A 21635-nucleotide genomic window follows, 5' to 3' on the forward strand; every position below is an offset into this window, starting at 1 on the left:
TATCAATGTAGCCTGCACATCTCTGACAGTGCCGCTTACGGTTATCTCTTTTCCGGCTGCTGCGGATTTGGTTATGGAAGATGCCGGAAGATTGTCCGAGGCGGAAACGGGTTGTCCGTCTGCTCCGACAAGCTGTCCGTCCGCTCCGATATGAATAGTCTGCTTTAGCAAGATACGCTCGGAAGCGGTTCCCAATTGCAGTTCAAACGCACCGGGTTCTATCAGTCTCCTACCATCTTCCAAGGTAAGGGAAAGTTCGGCAACCGGGAAACTGAGAACGACTTCCTTGCTCTCCCCCGGTTGCAATTCCACTTTCATAAATGCGCGCAGTTGTTTTATGGGGGTGACAACTGAACTTACCAAGTCGCGCACATAAAGCTGGACAACTTCTTTTCCTGTTCTATTTCCTGTATTCCGGATTTGTGCCTTTACGCGGATGGAATCATGTTCCAAAGCGGCCGTCATCTTCTCCAAAGAAAAAGTGGTATAACTCAACCCATGTCCGAACGTCCACAAAGATGCGGGAGACGAGAAGACGTAATCCCTGCCGGGCGCTTCATAACTGCCCGGCTTCTTATAAAAGCCTTTGTCGGAAGGCAAATGGTTGTAATAAGCCGGCAGATGCCCTACGCTCTGGGGAAAGGAGAAAGCCAGTTTTCCCGACGGATTCACTTTCCCGAAAAGAATATCGGCTATGGAGTTGCCCGCCTGTTCTCCTGCATACCATTGTGCTAGAATGGCGGGAATATGTTCTTTTTCCCAGGAGATGCAAAAGGGCTTTCCTGCCACAAGTACCAACACTACCGGTTTTCCTGTTTCATAGACCGCACGGATAAGCTCGCTCTGCGCTCCCGTCAGTTGAAGGTCGTGCAGGTCAAAGCCTTCTCCACAGTTCACCTGGTTATAATCACGCGCCAGCGATGCACTGGAACTGCCGCAGAAGAGCAGGGCGACATCACTTTGGGAAGCAATCTCCACCGCTTCGGAAATAGCAGAAGTATCTTTGGACATCATACTGCATCCACGGGCATAACGGACGGTAGCCTTGTCACTCACCAGACGCTTTATCCCTTCCAACGGAGTGACGCCATCCTTATTGTTCCGGCTCCATGTGTAATCACCGAACTGCACCTGCGCGGCATTCGGCCCGATGACTGCAATCGAACGAATCCGGTCGATATTCAACGGCAATAATCCGTTTTCGTTTTTCAGCAATACGGTAGATTCATCCGCTATCTTGCGGGACAAGGCGACGCTTTCCGCATCATACATTTCCTGTTTGCCGAACTTCTCTCCATACGGGTCTTCAAACAAGCCTGCCGCAAACTTGGCAGCAAGCACCCGGCGCACCGCCTCATCAATCACGCTTATATCCATCTGTCCCTTTTCAACCAACCCTTTCAGATAGGGATAACATTCGCTGGAAGCCTCTACATCCAGTCCCGCACTGATGGACTGCATGGCGCACTCTGCCGGGCTGCCGGCTGTATGATGAAAGTTCTGCAACATCTCAATCGCGCCCCAGTCGGAATAGACATATCCTTTAAAGCCCCATTGTTTCCGCAAAATATCGGTCAGCAGATAGCGCGAAGCGGAGTTGGGGACACGGTTCCAGGAGTTGTAAGTGGACATCACAGCCATGACAGGTAGCCGGGTAACTACCATTTCAAACGGTTTCAGATAGACATCGTGCAAGTCTCTCACCCCACATTCTACGGACGCGAGGTTCAGCCCGCCCAACGGATTGCCATGAGGGCCGAAATGCTTCAGCATCGGAGAAATGCCATTATCCAGATAACCGCTTGTCTCCGCACAAGCGAATACCCCGCAAAGGAAAGGGTCTTCCCCATAGGATTCTTCCACCCGTCCCCAACGCAAATCGCGGACTACATCAATGCAGGGAGCCAATACCTGACGCATCCCCTGCGCATGAAGGTCACGGGACGTAGAAGCTGCCTTCTGATAAGCCAGCGTCGGATTGAAGGTACTTCCCAACGCTATATTCTGAGGATATATAGTGGAACCTTCGTGGGCGGAGCCATGCAGGGACTCCGCTACGGTAAATACAGGAATTCCCAAACGGGTGCGCTCTATCATATACTTCTGAACGAGCCGCATATTCTTGCTGCAATTCTCCCCAGTCAACGGGAAACCTTCTACAAATCCCCAACCGATATTCCCGGCAAAGGTGGAGAGCTTCTTTTCGTCCAACGTCTGTCCGTCGAATATATTCCAGGAATGTATATGGCGGATTTGGGCTATTTTCTCTTCGAGCGTCATCCGGCGCAACAGGTCTTCCACTCTTTCACCAACGGGCAGAAAGGCATTCTTATAAGGATACGCTTGTCCGCTCGCATCAGAAGAAGAGCACAAAAACAATACGAATGATAGCAGCGGATATTTGATATAGTGTTTCATCAGTTTTCTATTACCGGTTACAGTCAGTTTTTCAATGGTTTCAATGAGATAATATCAATGTATAAATTAACATAATTAAGACTTACGCAACAAAAATCAGATTAGGACCTGACGAGAGCTCTCTCATATGAGTATTGTTCAGAGAAGCTTTAAGAGGAATATTGGTTTGAATGTGTATCCTTTTAATGTGCCTGTCTGTTTCAATCTGTAATTTATTACTTTTAAGTTTAACCTTACAATTAACAACCGTGATTTTATTATTGTCATCAATCCGAATATAAGCTGTGGATATTGCTGTTTCTTCGAGGGCTTTAAAAATTTCGTAAACAGTGTGATCACCGGCACCGCCCGTCTCACCGAAATCGTGCAACCGATACTCGTCGTCAGAACGCATCCATGGACTTATCATATCAAGGTATTGCTCGCCGATAATTGAGTCAGTATATTCAAAATTACCCTTAGCACCGGAAGCTGGCATACATACACGGCCATTGATATACGGGTCAGGAATGAATCCCCAACGAAGATGTCCGTCGGGAGACATCAGCTGCACACATGCCCCTAAAGTATCATTAAGTTCTCTCATGTATTTCATATTACCTGTAAGCAGATACATATAATAGACAGCATATATTTTCCAGGCAGTCCATCCATGAGGTGAATTCATTGCTTGATTGGGAGTAAAATAAATGTCGAGTGCCTCCCAATAACGCAATGTAGCACCTCGCATACGAGCATCGGGTATGAGGTTCTGCTCAAGACAGCAGTGCCGCTCAAGCATGTATTCTGCTGCGTTGAAATACTTCTCGCGAGTAGATTTATGATCTGAATAGAGTGCCCCCAAAGCCAACTGCAATGCCGAACAACTTATCATACCGTCTTCGAATGTCATATCGCCCTCGGTCTCTATGTTGTCTCGTCGTTCGGCCAAATCATCAATAGCTTTCATGGCAGAAGTACGATGTCGTATGGCCTTTGAAAGCCAAACCGAATCGGCTGTTACAACGAATCGGTTCTTTTCAGCATCGGCAAGTTCAAGCATTGATTTAGCAGGATAGATGACGGCCGTGTAATGAATTCCATGCGAACGATAAGAGCCATCGGCAGCTTGAACTTTATCACCAGCCAAATAGTCCCCCACACGTGATGCGATAGTAAGATAATGTTCACGCCCTGTAGCTTCATAAAGATCGACCAATATCCCCATAACCGATGAAAAATTCTGCACCCTGTCAGGATTGGCACATCTCGCCGGAAAACCGGTTACGGTATCCACAAGCAGGCTGACAGCTTTGGCAAAACGGTTTTCAAGGATGGAATCACTTAACATGGGGTAATGATGTGATGCCAAAAAAGCAGGATAGTATCCATAGAACATTTCACATGAGTTTCCCATCAGAGGCGGGTGTCGGGACACCATATCACGTGCTTGACAAAGATAACGCGACCAATCGTCACGAATATAAAAAATACCTTCAGATTGCTTACCCAAAGCATTGACCGCTTCTATTTTATACTGCCCTTGCTTACGAAAAACAGGAAGTGTTGTTTTGTAAACTCCCGATGTATCGTACTTGAATTTCAGTTTTCGCGACTGACCATCTCCATCTGTACAGACAATACTGACCAAAGGTTGGTCGGAATATACCCACATCCTATTAGGCTCAGTATTTGTAACTGTATATTTATCAAGTTCTATTAATGGCGATGACAACCAACGTGCAAGAGCAGGTTTGACCTCATCAATCTTATCCACGCTCCCGATATGCATTGTCCATTTTTTATATTCGCCCGGAAGCAATCGATCCTCATCAACGGGATGTCTGGCCGGGAGCGGGCCGCAATGAAGCATGTCCCAACTTGCAGTGAAAATCTGATGTCCCCACACCCATTCTTTCACATCACGGTAAATATAATTCAAAGAGTATGATGCCACCGGTTCTTCGACACCTACCGCCACGATTCTTCCAAGGGGGGACATAAAATACCCCCAAGCGAAGTCTCGTTCGCACCGCAATAGCGTAGGAAAATATCGGTCGTTCCACTGGGGAAACGAATGCATCTCGGAATCAATGCCAATAACAAGACTTGCCCTCTCAGGAGCAAAAACCGTATCGGTTGCATTCACCATACCACACTCTATTGCCAAATGGTCGGTATACGGTATATATTTCATCGTATACATAATACCATCTTTCTGACCGTAAAAAGAAAGTGAATCCATATCCGACGGCATCATATCCACTCCTTCCCACGCAGGTCCTCTCAAAGAGTCGTTACGAAATGGCACAGTGTCACCCTGTGTATATGCTCTAAGAAAACCACCTCGTTTATCAATGACTGCCTGCCAACCGTCACCGGAAATATCTATAACGTCTTCGTACGGATACGAAACAATGTCTTCATACTCGTCAATATCCCATTTTTTACGCCAAGGTATAGTGACTTTACCGTTATCAAATGAAATCGGCAACCACACATAACGCGAATCACCCAAATCAGTTTTATTCCAACGATCGAACATGGCTATATAAAGGTCTTTTTTCCCATAGACTGGCTGTACATAAGTACTCTGTGCATAAAATGTCTTATCAGCCTCCGGACCTGTACATGGATTGCCTATGATTTTCCACGGTCCCATAATGGAATCAGCCATTGCAAGTTCCGCCTCATTAGGGTTCCAACCTGTACAACCCGACGTAAGCATATAATACTTTGAACCATGTCTGAAAACAGCCGGGGCCTCACGCAGTTTATCAATAAAGTTACGTGTATACCTCCCCGTAGGACGCAAGTAATCATCGGTAAGTTCATTGATATAAAGTGTACGGTTGTCTTCCGACGAAGCAAACTGATAAGCGCGTCCGTCTTCGTCAACAAACAGTGTTTGATCCCGGCTCATCGCATTGTTGGGTCTCAATGCCCCAAGATACTTAAAAGGCCCTGTAGGCGAATCACTCACAGCAATACCTGCCGCAGCCATACTGTAATCATCACTGTCGACATGAAACCACATCACGTATTTACCAGTTCGGGCGTTATGGACAACTTTCGGACGTTCCAGCACTTTGCTTGGGTGTAAATCGTGAGAAGAATCACAAGAAACGGCATTCATAACTATCCCTTCAAATGTCCAATCGACCATATCGGGCGAAGAATAACATGACACCCCGATCACATCAGTACGATAACCGTCCCACGATCCTTTGGGTAAATAAGTAGGTCCATTCTTGTATTCTCCATACCAGTAATATCTGCCACCATGATACAGAATCCCCCCACCATGAGCATTGATCGGATTACCGGATGTGTCAAGCCACCGGGCATACTGCACAATCTCACGAGAAGCGACACTATTGGAAATAAACAATCCGACAAACAAAAAAAGTATCATTAATGTATTTTTCATCATTTAATTATTTAGTTAGTTCCCCATTATTTATGGGCAGAATATACGTCAATTACAGTGCGAGAACTCGAATCAATGCCTTGTCTACGGACACAACGCATCGGAATAGCGATTTCAAGTAAATGCAGTATATCATAAAGCCCTTCACTGGTAAAAGTAGCATGATAACGCGTATTGAAGAGTGTAGAATCTGCGATAACAAAGTCGACAGGATAAATCTGCGACAATCTTGCCAATACCGTAGACAGGTTGTCATTATCGAACAATATCCGACCGTCTTTCCAACCACAACATTTCTCAATATCGGCATGATGAGTGATACTGATTCCCGAACTATTAATACACAGATTATCATTAGGCAACAGCGTAACACGATCTTCCCCGCCTGTCATGACATCAACATGTCCCGAAATAAGCATCACATTCACCGAATCGTTCGTATATGCATTAATATTAAATGCTGTACCGGTAGCATGAACATCTGTTTCACCAACTGTGACTATAAAAGGATGCTCCTTATCGGCATGAACCTCAAAATATCCTTCACCAACAAGCGTCACATGCCGCTTATCATCATCAAACACTGCCGGATATTCCAACCTACTATTAGAATTAAGCCATACACGAGAGCCATCAGGCAGTTGCGACTCGATCTTAGCACCATAAGGTGTGGTCAGACATATCATATGCTCGGAAGCAGTATCCGTCCCGGCCACCACAGCCCAGACAGCCGCTACACATAGAGGAAGCACTAATACCGCAACTTTAGCCAATGACATGCGTCTGATATTGCGCAACTTCATCTTCCAGTGTACATGCCTAAGAGCTCTTTCCGTATCAACATCAGCAGCATCGAACGGGGGATCAATCACTTCGTGTATGGCACGTTTTTGTTCAAAAAAACGGCGGTTAGCATCATCAGCCCCCATCCACTCTTCAACCAGTGAAACTTCGCAGATGTTGGCATCTCCACTAAGAACCTTCTCAATCAGACTATCCATTTGTGACGATAGTTCTGCATTTTTCCGGGTATTATTCATGTCTGTAAAAAAGTTAGAAATAATGTTGCAATAGCCCAATATTGGTCTAATATTTTAAGAAAATGCCGTTTGGCGCGTTGCATGCGATCTTCTACAGCACGCACTGATATGCCTAAAATGGCGGCAATTTCAGAATATTTAAGTCCCTCATGCCGACTCAGACGCCAGACATCCCATTCTTTTTTGTCCAGACTTGCTTCGGCTGAAGCTATGAGTTTCTTCAGTTCACTGTAAAACAGCATCTTATTTATATCTTCGCCCAAGACATAAGGCTGTATCCTCACGAGCTGTTCCGAACTATATCGACGCTCTTTTTCACGACGATGCAACTCATTGATACACATATTCTGAGCACTCTTCAGCAAGTATGATTTGAAGTTAGTTATGACTGGCAATACCTCACGCATATCCCATATATGCAGAAATATAGACTGTGCGATATCCTCACTGTCCTCAATTCTATTCATAAACCGGGCACAAAACATTACCACATCGACATAATATTTACGGAAAATACAGTCGAAAGCCTCACGATCACCTTTGCAAAGCGCCGATAATAAGTATTTATCATTATGTGCATACTTTTCGTCTCTCATTATTATGCCATCAAATTCGTTCTTACCGTAGAATAACAAGTCCTCTCATTAAAATGATTTAAGCCATGCAACTATCAAACCGAGAAGCTCATCATGATGAGGGAACCAACCTCTATATCCCCAACCATGGCGTCCGTCGGGAAACATTACCAACGTTGCAGGTACCCCATGGCGTTGCAGAGCCGAATAATAACGTATAGAATTCTGAGGATGTACAACATCGTCATCACCACAATGTACGATAAAAGCGCGGGGAGTGTCTGCCTTCACCTTATTCTCGGCCGAATATTCAGCTGCGAGTTCATCACTGTCACAAGAGCCTAAAAACTCATTACGAGTACCTGCATGAGTTATACATTTATCAAGTGACACTACGGGATAAAACAGCAGTTGGAATGACGGACGACACGCGGCAGTTGGATGTGTTGCCACAACCGAAGCCAAATGTCCTCCAGCTGATGAGCCCATCACGCCTATCTGTTCGGGGTCAATGCCCCACACCGCTGCACTATCAGTAAGCACTTTAAAAGCTTTCTCTACATCACCGAGCGGTTTGGTGAGATCACCGGCAGGCAAATGATATTGTAGAACCACGAAAGTCAATCCAAGATTGTTAAAAAACGGAGCCCAGTCGTAGCCTTCGTGACCGATAGCCACATCGCTATAGCCACCGCCAGGACAACACACAATAGCTCTACCCGTAGACAAATCTCCAGGTGGTAAAAAGACTTTCATAAACGAACTGTCTATATCAATCACCCGAGGAACTGAACCCCACGCACTAAATGCGCTTGCAACTGTCACCAATAGTATAATAAAGATTCTCATATCACAGATTATTTTTTAGTGATTCTTACAGCAAAACCACCACCGGGAGCAAGATGTATGGTCTTTTTAGCCGTGATGTCTTCCTTCACGCGTTTATAATCGGTAGCATTACGATGAGCATTACATCCATCAATATACCAGTCGCCCACGTAATCTTCCACATGTAAGAACGACAAATCGATTGTAATGTCGCGCGGTGTCCAATTAGTAATTCCGCCTATAAACCAGTCATCACCCTTACGCCGTGCAGTGACAATATATTCGCCCAATTCACCATCAAGAACAACGGTCTCATCCCATACGGTGGGAATGGCAGCGATATAGTCCGTACATTCCTGTTCACGCTCATAATTTATCGGTGTGTCACATAACATATTGAGAGGAGAATCGAAAATAGCATAAAGCGCAAGCTGGTGGCAGCGAGTACCCTGACTACCGGCATGTCTTTCGACAGGTACAAAATCTTGATAGGTAGAATTACGCATGGCACCTTGAGTATAATCCATGGGACCACCTGCCTGACGGATAAAAGGAATAAGGACATCATACCGCATCTGATCGCGTTCACGCGTGACTGCCCGCATCACTTCCTGTCCCGACACGCCCTCTGTATTGAGAACGTTGGGCCACTTCCGGTTGATGCCTGCAGGCATGTAAGTACCGTGATAATCAAGTATAAGATGATAGCGTGCTGCTACCTCGGCGGCATGATCCAAAAATGCAGTCATTTTCTGATCATTGCGATCGAAAAAGTCAACTTTAAAGCCCTTGACTCCCATTCTTGAATAATGCCGGCACACCTTTTCAAGATCTTTTTCAAAGGGCAGATACATAGCCCAAAGAATAATGCCCACCCCCTTGCCTTCGGCATACCTGATAAGTTCGGGCAAGTCGAGTTCCGGAACGACGCTAAAAAGATCACCACAGTTGGGTACACTCCAACCATCGTCCAATATGACATATTCAATGCCATTTTTCGCAGCAAAATCAATGTAATATTTATATGTATTCTGATTTACACCAGCCTCGAAGTCAACACCGGTCAAATCCCATGAGTTCCACCAGTCCCAGGCAGCTTTACCCGGTTTAATCCACGAAATGTCAACAATCCGGGAAGGCGATGCAAGAAGATAGGTCAGCTGACTTGCAGCCAGTCCTTTATCATCAGGACTGATAATAGCCATTCGCCAAGGTAATCCACGTGCACCTGTTATGGCAGCAATATAATCTTCACGCTCGCTCACAACAGATTGCATTCCAAGATAACCTCCAGCATGTTCGCTTTTAGGACAACGGGGATGTACACCTTTGATCGTTGTACCTTTATCATGGAGAAGATAAAGTCCGGGATAGCCGGCAATATCACTTTCGGTAATCAGCATTTTCACATCACGAGCATCAACAGCTACCGGCAGGAAGGCCAAATGAGTGTCTGACAAATGTGATATGGGTAATTCCTGATAGATACTCTCAAACGAATTGTGAAACTGCTTTTCGAAATCACCATCCCAATAATCGCGCACATAAGGTGTGAAAGTATCGAAATCTTCGGCAAAAGTATATCTGACTGTTTCATCGACGATATTGACAGACTTACGTCCACCATATACCCAGTGGTAGGCAATGCCGTCATCATAGGCTCTGAACTCTACAGTCCAGTCCTTATCGACATATAGTGTCATGCCATTATATTTATCAGCAACCGACGTATTGCGATAAAACGGCGACGACACCAATGTATCAACACTCTTCAATTTGGGTGAACGTGCCTTGGCAAGAGTCTTACCATTGTCAAGAGTTAACGCGGTTACGCCCGTATATATTTTTTTCCCACCATAGCTGACCGTGTATTCCAGTTCATCACTTATGACCACTCGTAGTGCTCCGTCGGGTGATAACAGGACATATTCACGTGAGAAGCCCGACAGACAGACTGTCAATAAGGCTAATAGAAAACAAGCTTTTTTCATTGAATAAAGTTACAAATTTGAATGATAAAAATAGATTATTCACGAGAAAGAGCCGCAACCCTTTCTGTTAATTCGTTAACGACAGTCGAAGTGGGACACCAAGCCGAAAAAGCACCGCTACGCAAAGGTATAAGCGCCTCTTCAAGACGCAAAAGCCCGCGAATATCATCAGCAGCCGTCATTTCCTGACGGAGCAAACGTATTTTTTCACTAAGCTGAATTCCTTCGACCAAACGTTCATAGCGAACCGATGAACGTCCGTCAGGATAGATGAAGAACGTATCGCCAGAACCGAACTTGAAGAAACGCGTATCAACCATCGGATTATTGTTCCAATTCTGGAAAGACCAATGTAAATAACCGTCAAACCCCGTCGCCGTGCAATAAACAGGAATATATGCCCCATCTGCCGGCGAATTGCTTGTAAACTGACTTGGCTCGGGGGTTGTGCAGCAGGTGTACATAAGAGTAACCAGCCCTTTCTGACGACGACGTTCAAGCTCTGAAGCAGAAAAGAAACAACGGTTGCCAAGGGTATAATTATACAATTCGTCAACCAACTCCTCATGATACTCTCCCGCAAGCCCCATCTTGAAATCGGGCGTAACCTCACGAAGCACAGCCACCGCATCACGCATCTGGTCAGCCCCCCGCTCATCCATGAATATAATTGATTTCTCAAACCACCCTTTTGCCTTGAGATGTTTTTCTAACGATTTCAGTGTTGCCATCCACAACTCCTTGTATTGGGAAGACGACGAGGGTGCATCAAGAAAACGATATTCACTGGAAGCCTTATCAAAATATCGAAATTTCATTTCCCACGGTATCATGGTGAAACATTCGATATGTCGGTCTATACCGTTATCGGCCATAAATTCGACATACTTGTCGAAGATGGTATAGTCAAAGCTCCATGAGCCGTCGGGATTGCGCAGTGTTTCTACCATCGGCTCGAATTTGTCATTGCTCTGCTCGCCCCACGGTTCATAGAACAGCACAGTAGTCACCGTTTTCTGACCGCCCCGTGCCATATACTCGGCATAAGGTTTGAGCAATTCGATATGCCGGTCACTCCATGGTTTAACACCATAATAGCGAGATATGGCATACGGCTGTTGCCACAAATCAAGATAAAATGCATAATCCTTTGGCTTGGGCAGCGTACGGTCGAGCACATCTATGTTAAGTTTGATTTTCTCAACAGGTCTGTCTCCTTTTTCCGACTCAAGCGAAAGCGTAGCAACATATCTGCCGGGAGTGAGACTGCGCGGAACCTCAACGGTACACCATATAGGACGCACACTTTTGGCAGGGATTGCAACGGATGTACCCGGCAAGTCAATCATATCAGGCAAAGTGAAAACCGGTGTTTCTTTTGATTGATATGAGCAATCACGGACATCATCAGCCAGCACATAGCGCATAAACATGGCTGACGAACCCGGCATAGCTACCTTACGTCCACGGGCATCAATGAAATCCGACAGACTGACACGCATCGGACCGGTTTCTTCACGGCACACGATTAACGCCTCTACTCCTAAACGCTCGCCTCGCCATGCTGTGACGGTAGTATCTGCCGACATACAGGTAGGCGGTGTTGCAAATTGGCGGTAATGAAAATCTTTCGACACCCACGTCAGTGTGAGAGGCTTACCGCTCAGCTGCCAGCCCGAAACATCAACCTTGGCTGTGTCGACCGGCTCAGTATATGATGGCATAACAGTTGTTCCGTTGACATTCAATGTAACCGAAAACGCAGCTATTATAAACAGATATTTAATCATTACTATATTTTTTAGAGAAACAGTATTTATATATACCCTATCGAAAACTAAAGGAAGGCGGCATCAACATTTCGTAATCTCTTGATGCCACCTTCCGAATATTTATTTTGCAAGTTTCACAACTTTGCATCCATGAGCAGGCACAACAGGATGAAGTTCGGAAGCAATGCCTTCGTCAATGTGACGCCATAGATCCCGCACATGATATTCTCCTTCAAAACCAATTTGTGACAAAACAAGATTAAAACTTTGCGGCTCATCATCACGATTGAAAAAACCTACAATATGGTCACCATTGCTCATAGTACCATACCATATATTACTACCGACACTGTTGACTGTGCAATCCAAAGGTTGACCGCGAAAACGGTCCTTGTTAAGTGCCAACATCTCTTCATTAGTATAAAAATGCAGATTGTCACCGATAGTCGATGGTTGATCGCTCACAGCAATAGGTCCGCCGGCAAGCAACTGAATTGAGATGGTAGATTCCTTCTCGGCATCAGTAGCATAGGTGTTAAGGCGCGTAAAATCGCCATCAGGAATAAGTTTGCTGCGGCTCATGGCACGATGCCAGTATGTAAATCCGTCAAATTGATTTTTACAATGAGGCCAATTATCCCAAACACTACCTTGCCAACAAGACGATGTAAAATACCACCCACCAGTATAAGTGTCGTCGACCACTCGCGCCATGTGTCCATAACGACCTTCAAGCTCGGCATCATTATACATATTCGGCATTACCAATGATAGAAAGATATTGTATTTTTTTGCAGCCTCAGCACAATAAGCCAAAAACCAAGCATAATTGACACGTCCAAAACCTGGACCGTAGAATATACGGTCAGTACGTGACCATCCCTCTTCATACAGACTTAAAAAATCCATGCGAATCATGTCCACTCCCAAATCATGATAGTATTTGAAAAAGCCATCAATCCACTCTTTACCACCAGGATGAGTGATAACCGCCAAAGGTTCGTCCGACGGACCGGGCTTATCGGGTTTAGTAGTTTCTGCATAGTCAGTCTCCGGATTATATCGCAGTGTACCGACGGGAATATCAGTACCTGGAATCAATATGTTGTCATCACAATGTATCCACATGGGATTGTCGTATATCCCCACACGCAACCCTCTATCATGAGCCTCCTTTACCAAATCTTTAAAAGCAACCGATGTCTGATGTGTCATATAAGGGGAACCGTCAAGTGCTCTGAAAGAGCCCGAACCATCGGTGCACACCATGTCGTAGCCATAAGGCAACAGCTCTTCTTTCACCCAATCAAGCACCTCAATCCATTGGTCGAGCGTGAAGACGCAATCATCATGCTCTTTGCCTGCCCATTCCGACATTTTCATAAACTCATAGGTAGACCAATACAACGGCGCCTTATGAGTATGGATATCTCCCACATCCGGCAACCCCGGTGGAAGCGGAGTATAGCGCGCACGCGTCGGTGGCTTCATGTCATAGTAGTTGTTATCACTGCAACCATATAATGTTGTCAACATTGATATTAGCGTTGAACATGCTATAATATATTTATTTATCTTTTTCATTATCTCGTCCGTATAAAATGTTTATTTCACTATAAATGAGAATCAGTTCCTGCTATCACTTTCCCACACTGCACTGAATGTGCGTTTGGCAAGGTCAACGGTAAGTGTATAGATTCCCTCGTCATTCACGTTCCAATTGCTGTAACTTCCATAAGGATAATTGAAATTTTGATCAATTATCGGGTCTTTGCCGATAGGCGATGCATCAACAAGCGGATGAAGAAGATGATCCCAGTCGTTTTCGGACAAGCTAAGCTACATCCATCCCCAAGTTAACCATCCGCGCCAAGTGAAGACACTGCTATTTTCCGAGGAGCGACTCATCGCCGCTTTCGATCCTAACTCTTTTACCGGATCACCTAAAATATACACACCTTCCGTTTCAATCGGCGGTTCGGCACATTCCACCTCCAGCGCAGCGCTGAACGTACGTTTAGACAAATCGACAGTCAGCGTATAAACGCCTTGAGTCTCTACATTCCAATCATTATATTCTCCACTGGGGTAATTGAATTTTTGGTCAGCCACCGGTTCTTTGCCGATAGGCGATTTGTCGACAAGCGGGTGAAGAAGATGATCCCAGTCGTTTTCTGCCAAGCTGAGTTGCATCCATCCCCAATCTAACCATCCGCGCCAAGTGAAAATGTTTTTATTTTCCAGAGAGCGTATCATTGAAGTTTTACTTCCAAGATATTCCACCGGACTTCCGAAGATGTACATGCCTTCCGTTTCAATCTCTTCGGGACGTTCATCGCACTCCTCCTCCAACACAGCGCTAAATGTGCGTTTAGACAAATCAATGGTTAATGTATAGATACCTTGAGTCTCTACGTTCCAATCATTATATTCTCCATAAGGATAATTGAAGTTCTGGTCAATTATGGGTTCTTTGCCGACAGGAGATTTGTCGACAAGCGGGTGAAGCAGATGATCCCAATCGTTTTCTGCCAAGCTGAGTTGCATCCATCCCCAACCTAACCATCCGCGCCAGGTAAATATGTTTTCATTTTCCTCTGAACGTATCATTGAAGCTTTATAGTCAAGATACTTCACCGGATCGCCAAAAATATACACGCCATCTGCCTGAATAGGTTTGTTCTCTATCTCATAATTGAATACAGTACTGATAGTCCAATCATGTAAATTGAGAGTAATGGTATAGTTTCCGTTATTAGTCACATTCCAGTTCGTATCGGGATCACCATTGCGATATACAAACCTACCGTTCTCAATCGGCTCCTTACCGATAGATTCGTTGTCGGAGAAAGGACGTATCATAGGGGCTTCCCAATTGGTAGTCGAAATAGCAAACCGCAACGATCCGGTATAAAGATCGCCTGTCCAGCTGAAAACGTAAGAATCGTTATCCGAACGTTCCATAGGTTCAGCACCCGACAAATTCCATTCGGTCGGACTTGCCGTTCCCAACAGGTACACATTAGAAGTCTCGATAGGCGTCACCTCCGAGCCTATCTCACCCTCATACACGCTGCTATAAGTGCGTGCTCGCAGATTGAAACGGAGCGTATAAATGCCAGGTTTGACCACCAGCCATTTTTCATCATCACCACCCTGACGAGCCGGCTGGAAGGGTTTGTCGACAATCGGTGTTTCACCAATCTCTTCTAAAAATGTCATGGAGTGAAACATGGGCTGTTCCCAAGTTCCGGTTTTCACACAAAGTTTAAATTCTCCTTCAATAAGAGGACCGGCATATATCCAGATATAGGGATCGTCGTCTGACTTTGTCAGCGGTGTAGGGTGCTCAATATCCCAGTTGTCGGGACTGGCAGATCCTACCATATACAGTTTTTGAAGTTTTGTAGGAATGTCATTACCCAAATTGACAAGTTCTTTTTCATCGTGGCAACCGACGGTGCAGCACAGACACACCAGTAAGAATGCCGTAAGTATGTTATTGAGTTTTATTTTCATATTCTGAACGATTTTAATAACCGGGATTCTGAACCAGTTTAGAATTAGTATCAAGTGTCTGCCGTATCAGCGGAAAAATTTGGCAATGATTGTCCGCATCGGGTATTTTGTCCCACCAGCGACCAGTTGAGAACTTGCCGAAACGTATCAGGTCAATGCGACGACGACCTTCGGCAAAAAACTCACGTCCCCATTCATCAAGCATCTCGTTCATGTTAAGCTGCACTTTACCCTCGGGAGCATAAAGTACCTCTTTGAGCTGTTCACTTGGATAGTTGCGGCGACGTACGCTATTGAGCAGTTCGGCTGCATCATCAACGGCACCGCGACGCAGTTTGCACTCGGCCAAAGAGTAGATCACTTCGGGCAAACGTATTTCGGCATAGTCACTCTCAAGCTGATGCGGATCATCATCGGCATAGAAAGGATATTTCACAAAATGATATCCTGAGTTGTGGTCACCGCTTGAAAGCGTACTTTCCTTATTTCTTGGCCAACTGTCGGGTGCAAGGTCGTGGAAAACACCCACGGCATCGCGTATATACAATTTGTATGGCTTTTCAGGAGCAATCATCTGATGCATTTTGCCATCATCCCCTTTGTACTCGATGTAGCCATATAAGAACATACCTTCACGACGTCCGTTTCCTAAGTTACGATACATTTTCATGCGTTCGTCGCCCGGATACTTACGGAATTTCTCTACAGGCATACCCAATTCATAATCATAGAGCTTGCCGTTCAGGTCGTAGCTCGGCGAAGCTGCAAAGTGGCAGTTGTGGGCACCTTTCTTACATTTACGGTCGCCAAAATAGACCTCCGAATTCGCAGGCACGGTATTCCAAAAAGTATTATTTTCATAATGCCATGAGGTATAGCCTGCCGCTGCGGGGAAACCGAAAATCATTTCATCACATTGATCGTTGTCCCAATCGAAAGCTGCATCCCAACGGTCGGCTATTTCATAAGCGCCATATTTTCCGTCAACTAAATCCTGGGCATATCGCTCGCAGTCGCTATAACGGTCTTCGCCAATATATACTTTGGCATTAAGATACAGACGCACCAGTAAGGAGACAACAGCACCACGCGTCCACTGACCGGCACTGACTGACGGTCCCTTCTCATATACCAAGTCTATACACTCCTTCAGTTCATCTTCAATCAGTTTAAAAATCTTCCAAGGCTCCACCTGGGTCTCAGTATTTTTCGACTGGTCGTTAAAGCTTACAACGTAGGGCACATTGCGGAAAGCATCGAGCAGGCGTATATAGAACCATGCACGCAATACACGACACTGGGCTATAAGATTATCAAAGTCCACTTGTGTGAAACCAAATTTTGCCGGATTGAGTTGTGAGAGTTCTTCAATCACAAAGTTACATTGACCGATACCTTGAAAACATCCCGACCATTCATATATGATTGAATCATCGGCACCGCGAGCATCGGTCCACTGATGGTAATGATACAAACGCCACACACCTCCATCGTCCCACCATCCGTCACGCACGGGTGTAATAATCTGATCGGCACTAAGTTCGTTAAGCACATGACGGCTGCTGATACTCCAGAAAGCATGCTCAAAAGGACGATAGGCAGCACGCAACACATCGTCTCGGGTATTGTAATAATTATTAGAACCGATGGAACTGTAAAGTGTCTCATCCAGATTATTGCATCCAGCGAGAACGCTTCCAATAAACACAACTGCTAATATATAGTTTATTAATTTCATATTTTCTCGGGTACTTATTTATTAAGATAGAGAGTTAAAAATCAACTTGCATTCCCAGAATGAATTGTCTGGAAGATGGATAATATCCCCGGCTGCCGATAGCCCCTGGTGTAAGGCCATTTACATTGTAGGTCGACGGATCGACACCGGAAAACCTAGTGAGTGTGAACACATTGTTCATTGAACCGTAGATGCGCAGGCCATCCATGAAGCGCCAATGAGGTGTTTTAAGCGTATAGCCCAAAGTGAGCTGTTCGAGCTTGAAGTAGTCGCCACGCTCCAAAAAATAATCGGTAGCGGCATGAGGTGACGTGGGATTGATGTCAAAATTCTTTCCATACGCCTTTTTAAGTAGATTGCCATTGAATTTACGAGTTCCATAATAGAAATCATGGATATTGAACAAGTCAAATCCGAATGCTCCCCGGAAGAAAAGCGACAAGTCAAAGTTGCGATAGCGAAAAGTGTGAGTAGTAGACAAATTGAACTTCGGCAGACCGTTACCTACAATAGCCCGGTCGTTTTCATCAGCAAGACCGAGTTCAATGATGTCGCCTTCCTTATCATAAACCATCCATTCACCTTTTTCGTTGATACCGGCATAACGCAACATATAAAAGTTGCCAACCGGCTGTCCCACCTCTATGCGCTGAAGAGTATAGCCAGCATAAGGAGCTTCCGTCCAACATTCATAGTAATAGTCCTGCCCCACATACTGTGAATTGGAAAAGTTGATGAACTTATTTTTTATAGTCGAGCCTACGACATTAAAATTATACGTAAAATTACGTGTCTGCACAGGAATGAAACTAAGTTCGAACTCGAATCCTTGATTCGACATACTCCCCACATTGACCACAGTTGTCTCGTGAAGATAAGGTGGGATAGACACGGTATATGTACCTAAAAGGTCATTGGAACGGCGATTGAAATAGTTGAAAGAACCGGCAATGCGTCCCTTAAACATTGAGAAGTCAACGCCGATGTTCCAGTTTTTAGCTTTTTCCCAATGTAAATCAGGGTTGACATTACTCTCCGAGCCCCACACCTGCATAAACTTACCGTTAATGAAATAATCGCCCCAGCCCTTCATTGCAGGTATCGACTGGTAGCTGTCAAAATCCTGATTACCGGTCTCACCATAATCACCACGTATCTTCAAATCGTCGAGCCATCCTTGGGTAGATTCCATAAACTTCTCCTGACTTACACGCCAGCCTGCCGACACAGCCGGGAAGTTACCCCATTTATGATTGGAACCAAACTTAGACGAACCCTCATGACGTATGGATGCCGTGACGAGATAGCGACCGTCCCAATCGTAGCTTACCCGACCGAAATATGCTATAAGTTTGCTATCTTTGCGATAACTGTCCATACCCAGCACACCTTCGTCTTTGGCATAATCGCCCGACCCGAGATTGTCCGATCCGAGACCATCATTAGGAAAGTTGCGGTTCTCGGCCGAATGCCCGGACTGGTGAGAATAGGTATAACTGTAACCGCCCATCAGTTTTACATTGTGTTGTCCGAATTTTGCAGAAAGATTAGTGATCCATTCTGTCATATACTGCCTATCTGTATCGGACACACGCTTGGCGCTTCCATCAAATCCGCTATTGATAGCCGTAGTACTTGTTGAGGGAATGAACTCGGAATTATCATACACATACTGCCGGTCGGCAAATGTAATCTGCGTGTTGAGCATCACAGGACACTCTTTCGACTTGGCCAAAAGCGGTAACAAGTTGAGGCGTGCTGTTGCATCCCAATCGAGCAACTTAGTGTCACAATGCTTTTTCTCAAGTTCCTGACGTTCTACAGGGTTGTATGTAGCCGTCTGTCCTTTAAAGTTATAATATCTCGCAGGATTACGCAGATCCATCAGTGGTGTGGTAGGATTCACTTCAATAGCATTGGAGAAAACACCCCAATCGGCAAGGTCGGAATAGATGATGCGCGGGGCCAAATTGGCCGTGAAATTGAGCAGCCCACCTTTGGTGGTATGATTGATAGAAGCACGTCCACCATATTCCTCGCGCATAGAACGTCTGTCGATGCCGGAAGCATCGCGATAATCAACGCTTACCCGATAATTGGTACGTTCATTGCCTCCCGAAAGGCTAAGCGTATGCTTATGGGCGAAGCCCGTTTGGCTCACACCATCAAGCCAATCGTAATTTCCGCCCAAATCATTTCCGAGGTCTCCCCAAGCAAGACGTATCCTGCGGTAATCATCGGCATCCATCATGTCGAGTTCGTTCTTCATCTTATCCCACGACAATGTAGTGGTATATGTGGTATGCACAGCACCGTCCTTGCTCCCCTTCTTCGTTGTAATCAGGATAACACCATTGGCTCCGCGTGTACCGTAGATGGCTGAAGCTGCACCGTCTTTAAGCACATCAAACGACGCAATATCATTAGGGTTCACATTGTTCATGCTACCTCCCGGCACACCGTCGATAACGATTAGTGGTCCCAGACCCGCTTGACGCGACGCCACACCACGAACCTGAATGTTAGAACTTGCGTTGGGGTCGGCAGCACTGACATTGACAATGGAGACACCCGACACCTTACCTTGAATAAGGCGTGCCGGATCTGATGAACTAATATTAAGAAAGTCTTTTTCGCTGACATGGCTGATAGCCGAAGTCAGTTCTTTCTTGTCCATAGTGCCATAACCGATTACCACCACTTCATTAAGGAGCTTGACATCTTCAGTCATGATGATATCCAAATTCTTACTCTCAACAGCCTTTTGAGTCACAGTAGCATATCCTATATAAGAAAATGACAACTGCGCACCCTGTGTTACATTAATAGAATAGCCACCATCAATATCGGTGATGACGCCTGTAGCTCCAGATTTGACAGACACCCCAATAAGAGGCTCTCCAGCACTGTCAGTGACCCTACCTCTTATAGTAATTGTTTGCGCACTTAGTTCCTTCTTGTTTTCATCAGTCACTTTCGAGACAGTACCTGACAAAATGATGTGACGTCCCTCAATTTTGTACGTTAAGTTTCGTTCAGGCAAGATACGCTGAAGCACGGATGACAATGGCTTATTGGCTACCTTAATAGTAACCAAGGCTACCCCGGCAACCAATTCATTGCTATAGAAAAATTTATAATTCGTCTGACGCTCAAGTTCTGACAAGACCTGAGCCAAGGGCTGTTTGTTGACGTTGATGCTTATTTTAGCATCTTGTGCTGACACCGCAAATACCCATACCATTCCAAACAACAAGAATAACCAACGGGGAAGCACTACATTTAAATGACTTCGTCTTTTCATGTATTAAAGGTTCTTAGTAAATTGAATTAATAAAAAATTAAATAGTTGATTTCGCGAATTCATATAAAAGACAAAATTAAAGCGACAACCCACAGTTCAAACACATTTTTTCTTTAAAATAAAATTTTTAAGAGCCTGTAAAAAAATGGCTGAAATCTTTTTCTAACTAAGTTTCCGTATCAGTCGGATAGTTTCTTTGAAGTGACTAAACTAGAAAAAGATGTATCAGACTAATTTAACGGAAACCGAGTGACAATATATAACAAAAGTGTTGAACCTGCAAGAAAGCGGAAATATGATTTTACGAATGATTTGGAATGCCATTTTTTATTTAGTGAAGATCGGTTGCCAATGGCGTATGCTTACTCTTGACTTCCCTAAGTGACAGTAGGTTTATTACTTCTATCACAAATGGGCTGCTCAGTTTGACTTAGACCTGTTATAAAAAAATTACGGGGACATGTACGTGTGAAACGAGGTCAAAACAGGGAGCCAAATGTAGACATCATGGATAATCAAAGTGTCAAATGGGGAAACAATGCTTTCTTGAATAGTGTTGATGGAAATAAAAAGATAAAAGGTATAAAACGCCATGTCATAGTAGATAAGAATGGTTTTCTTATTGGCGTTATGGTTACCATAGCTTATGTACATGACAGTAAAGTTGCTTAGCTGCTGATGAGAATTCTTAAAGAAACGTGCTCTGGGATAAAGGTATACTTGCCGATAGAGGATATAGGGAAGGGAACTAATTGATAACATAAGAAAGAGCTTCGGATATGTTATTCAAGTAGTAATCAGCGCATATAAGGAACAAGGATTCAGACCTATTCAAAAGATATGGATTGTGGAAAGGACATTCTCGTGGATGGAGTACAATAGAAGACTCTACCCAAATTATGAACTAACATTTGATTCTGCAGAGAAAATGGTCAAATTGGCATCTATTAAGATTATATTGAGGAAAATTTAAACAGGAGCCAAATCATTGCTGTCCCATTAAAATCTAAAAGAGTTCTTTGAAATATTTGAAATTTAGTT

12 protein-coding genes and 1 pseudogene are annotated in these 21635 nt (G+C 44.7%); 1 reads left to right on the forward strand and 12 read right to left on the reverse strand.

Annotated elements, in window-relative coordinates:
- The 12 genes and pseudogenes from RDN93_RS18270 to RDN93_RS18325 form a co-directional block, all read right to left on the reverse strand.
- Positions 1 to 2418 (reverse strand): glycoside hydrolase family 3 N-terminal domain-containing protein (locus RDN93_RS18270; protein WP_308746819.1); only part of this gene is annotated, 2418 nt, incomplete at its 3' end.
- Positions 2419 to 4819: 2401 nt separating this feature from the next.
- Positions 4820 to 5830 (reverse strand): annotated as a pseudogene (locus RDN93_RS18275) (glycoside hydrolase family 43 protein); the annotation flags it as partial.
- A 23-nt stretch (positions 5831 to 5853) separates the two neighbouring features.
- Positions 5854 to 6867, reverse strand: a complete 1014-nt coding sequence (locus RDN93_RS18280; RefSeq protein WP_308746820.1) for a FecR domain-containing protein — start codon at positions 6865 to 6867, stop codon at positions 5854 to 5856.
- Positions 6864 to 7463 carry a sigma-70 family RNA polymerase sigma factor gene (locus RDN93_RS18285; RefSeq protein ID WP_308746821.1) on the reverse strand — a complete coding sequence of 200 codons (600 nt, stop codon included), beginning with the start codon at positions 7461 to 7463 and terminating at the stop codon, positions 6864 to 6866. Before RDN93_RS18285 ends, RDN93_RS18280 begins: the two co-directional genes overlap by 4 nt.
- A gap of 48 nt (positions 7464 to 7511) precedes the next feature.
- The gene (locus RDN93_RS18290; protein WP_308746822.1) at positions 7512 to 8291 is read right to left on the reverse strand and encodes an alpha/beta hydrolase; all 780 of its coding nucleotides are present in this window, start codon (positions 8289 to 8291) and stop codon (positions 7512 to 7514) included.
- Between the two features lie 8 nt (positions 8292 to 8299).
- Positions 8300 to 10261, reverse strand: a complete 1962-nt coding sequence (locus RDN93_RS18295; protein WP_308746823.1) for a glycoside hydrolase family 97 protein — start codon at positions 10259 to 10261, stop codon at positions 8300 to 8302.
- Positions 10262 to 10296: 35 nt separating this feature from the next.
- The gene (locus tag RDN93_RS18300) at positions 10297 to 12051 is read right to left on the reverse strand and encodes a DUF4091 domain-containing protein (RefSeq protein ID WP_308746824.1); all 1755 of its coding nucleotides are present in this window, start codon (positions 12049 to 12051) and stop codon (positions 10297 to 10299) included.
- Positions 12052 to 12153: 102 nt separating this feature from the next.
- On the reverse strand, positions 12154 to 13569 hold the full coding sequence (locus RDN93_RS18305; RefSeq protein WP_308746825.1) for a glucan 1,6-alpha-isomaltosidase: 1416 nt from the start codon (positions 13567 to 13569) through the stop codon (positions 12154 to 12156).
- A 90-nt stretch (positions 13570 to 13659) separates the two neighbouring features.
- A complete protein-coding gene (locus RDN93_RS18310; RefSeq protein WP_308746826.1) occupies positions 13660 to 13866 on the reverse strand; it encodes a hypothetical protein in 207 nt (68 codons plus the stop codon).
- Positions 13867 to 13872: 6 nt separating this feature from the next.
- Positions 13873 to 15552 carry a SusF/SusE family outer membrane protein gene (locus RDN93_RS18315; RefSeq protein ID WP_308746827.1) on the reverse strand — a complete coding sequence of 560 codons (1680 nt, stop codon included), beginning with the start codon at positions 15550 to 15552 and terminating at the stop codon, positions 13873 to 13875.
- A gap of 13 nt (positions 15553 to 15565) precedes the next feature.
- Positions 15566 to 17290 (reverse strand): RagB/SusD family nutrient uptake outer membrane protein, encoded by a 1725-nt coding sequence (locus RDN93_RS18320; RefSeq protein ID WP_308746828.1) that lies wholly within the window; start codon positions 17288 to 17290, stop codon positions 15566 to 15568.
- Between the two features lie 34 nt (positions 17291 to 17324).
- A complete protein-coding gene (locus RDN93_RS18325) occupies positions 17325 to 20594 on the reverse strand; it encodes a SusC/RagA family TonB-linked outer membrane protein (RefSeq protein WP_308746829.1) in 3270 nt (1089 codons plus the stop codon).
- Between the two features lie 507 nt (positions 20595 to 21101).
- On the opposite strand from RDN93_RS18325, the gene RDN93_RS18330 reads away from it, so the two are divergent.
- A complete protein-coding gene (locus RDN93_RS18330) occupies positions 21102 to 21266 on the forward strand; it encodes a transposase (protein ID WP_308746830.1) in 165 nt (54 codons plus the stop codon).
- Positions 21267 to 21635 lie beyond the last annotated feature (369 nt).

The organism is uncultured Bacteroides sp., from assembly GCF_902491285.1.
GTDB lineage: Bacteria > Bacteroidota > Bacteroidia > Bacteroidales > Bacteroidaceae > Bacteroides.

What these genes read in the sequence shown, in the direction of transcription:
- RDN93_RS18280 (WP_308746820.1), bottom strand. Translation starts at nt 6,867, where the DNA reads ATGAATAATACCCGGAAAAATGCAGAACTATCGTCACAAATGGATAGT.
- RDN93_RS18285 (WP_308746821.1), bottom strand. Translation starts at nt 7,463, where the DNA reads ATGAGAGACGAAAAGTATGCACATAATGATAAATACTTATTATCGGCG.
- RDN93_RS18290 (WP_308746822.1), bottom strand. Translation starts at nt 8,291, where the DNA reads ATGAGAATCTTTATTATACTATTGGTGACAGTTGCAAGCGCATTTAGT.
- RDN93_RS18295 (WP_308746823.1), bottom strand. Translation starts at nt 10,261, where the DNA reads ATGAAAAAAGCTTGTTTTCTATTAGCCTTATTGACAGTCTGTCTGTCG.
- RDN93_RS18300 (WP_308746824.1), bottom strand. Translation starts at nt 12,051, where the DNA reads ATGATTAAATATCTGTTTATAATAGCTGCGTTTTCGGTTACATTGAAT.
- RDN93_RS18305 (WP_308746825.1), bottom strand. Translation starts at nt 13,569, where the DNA reads ATGTTGACAACATTATATGGTTGCAGTGATAACAACTACTATGACATG.
- RDN93_RS18315 (WP_308746827.1), bottom strand. Translation starts at nt 15,552, where the DNA reads ATGAAAATAAAACTCAATAACATACTTACGGCATTCTTACTGGTGTGT.
- RDN93_RS18320 (WP_308746828.1), bottom strand. Translation starts at nt 17,290, where the DNA reads ATGAAATTAATAAACTATATATTAGCAGTTGTGTTTATTGGAAGCGTT.
- RDN93_RS18325 (WP_308746829.1), bottom strand. Translation starts at nt 20,594, where the DNA reads ATGAAAAGACGAAGTCATTTAAATGTAGTGCTTCCCCGTTGGTTATTC.
- RDN93_RS18330 (WP_308746830.1), top strand. Translation starts at nt 21,102, where the DNA reads ATGGATAATCAAAGTGTCAAATGGGGAAACAATGCTTTCTTGAATAGT.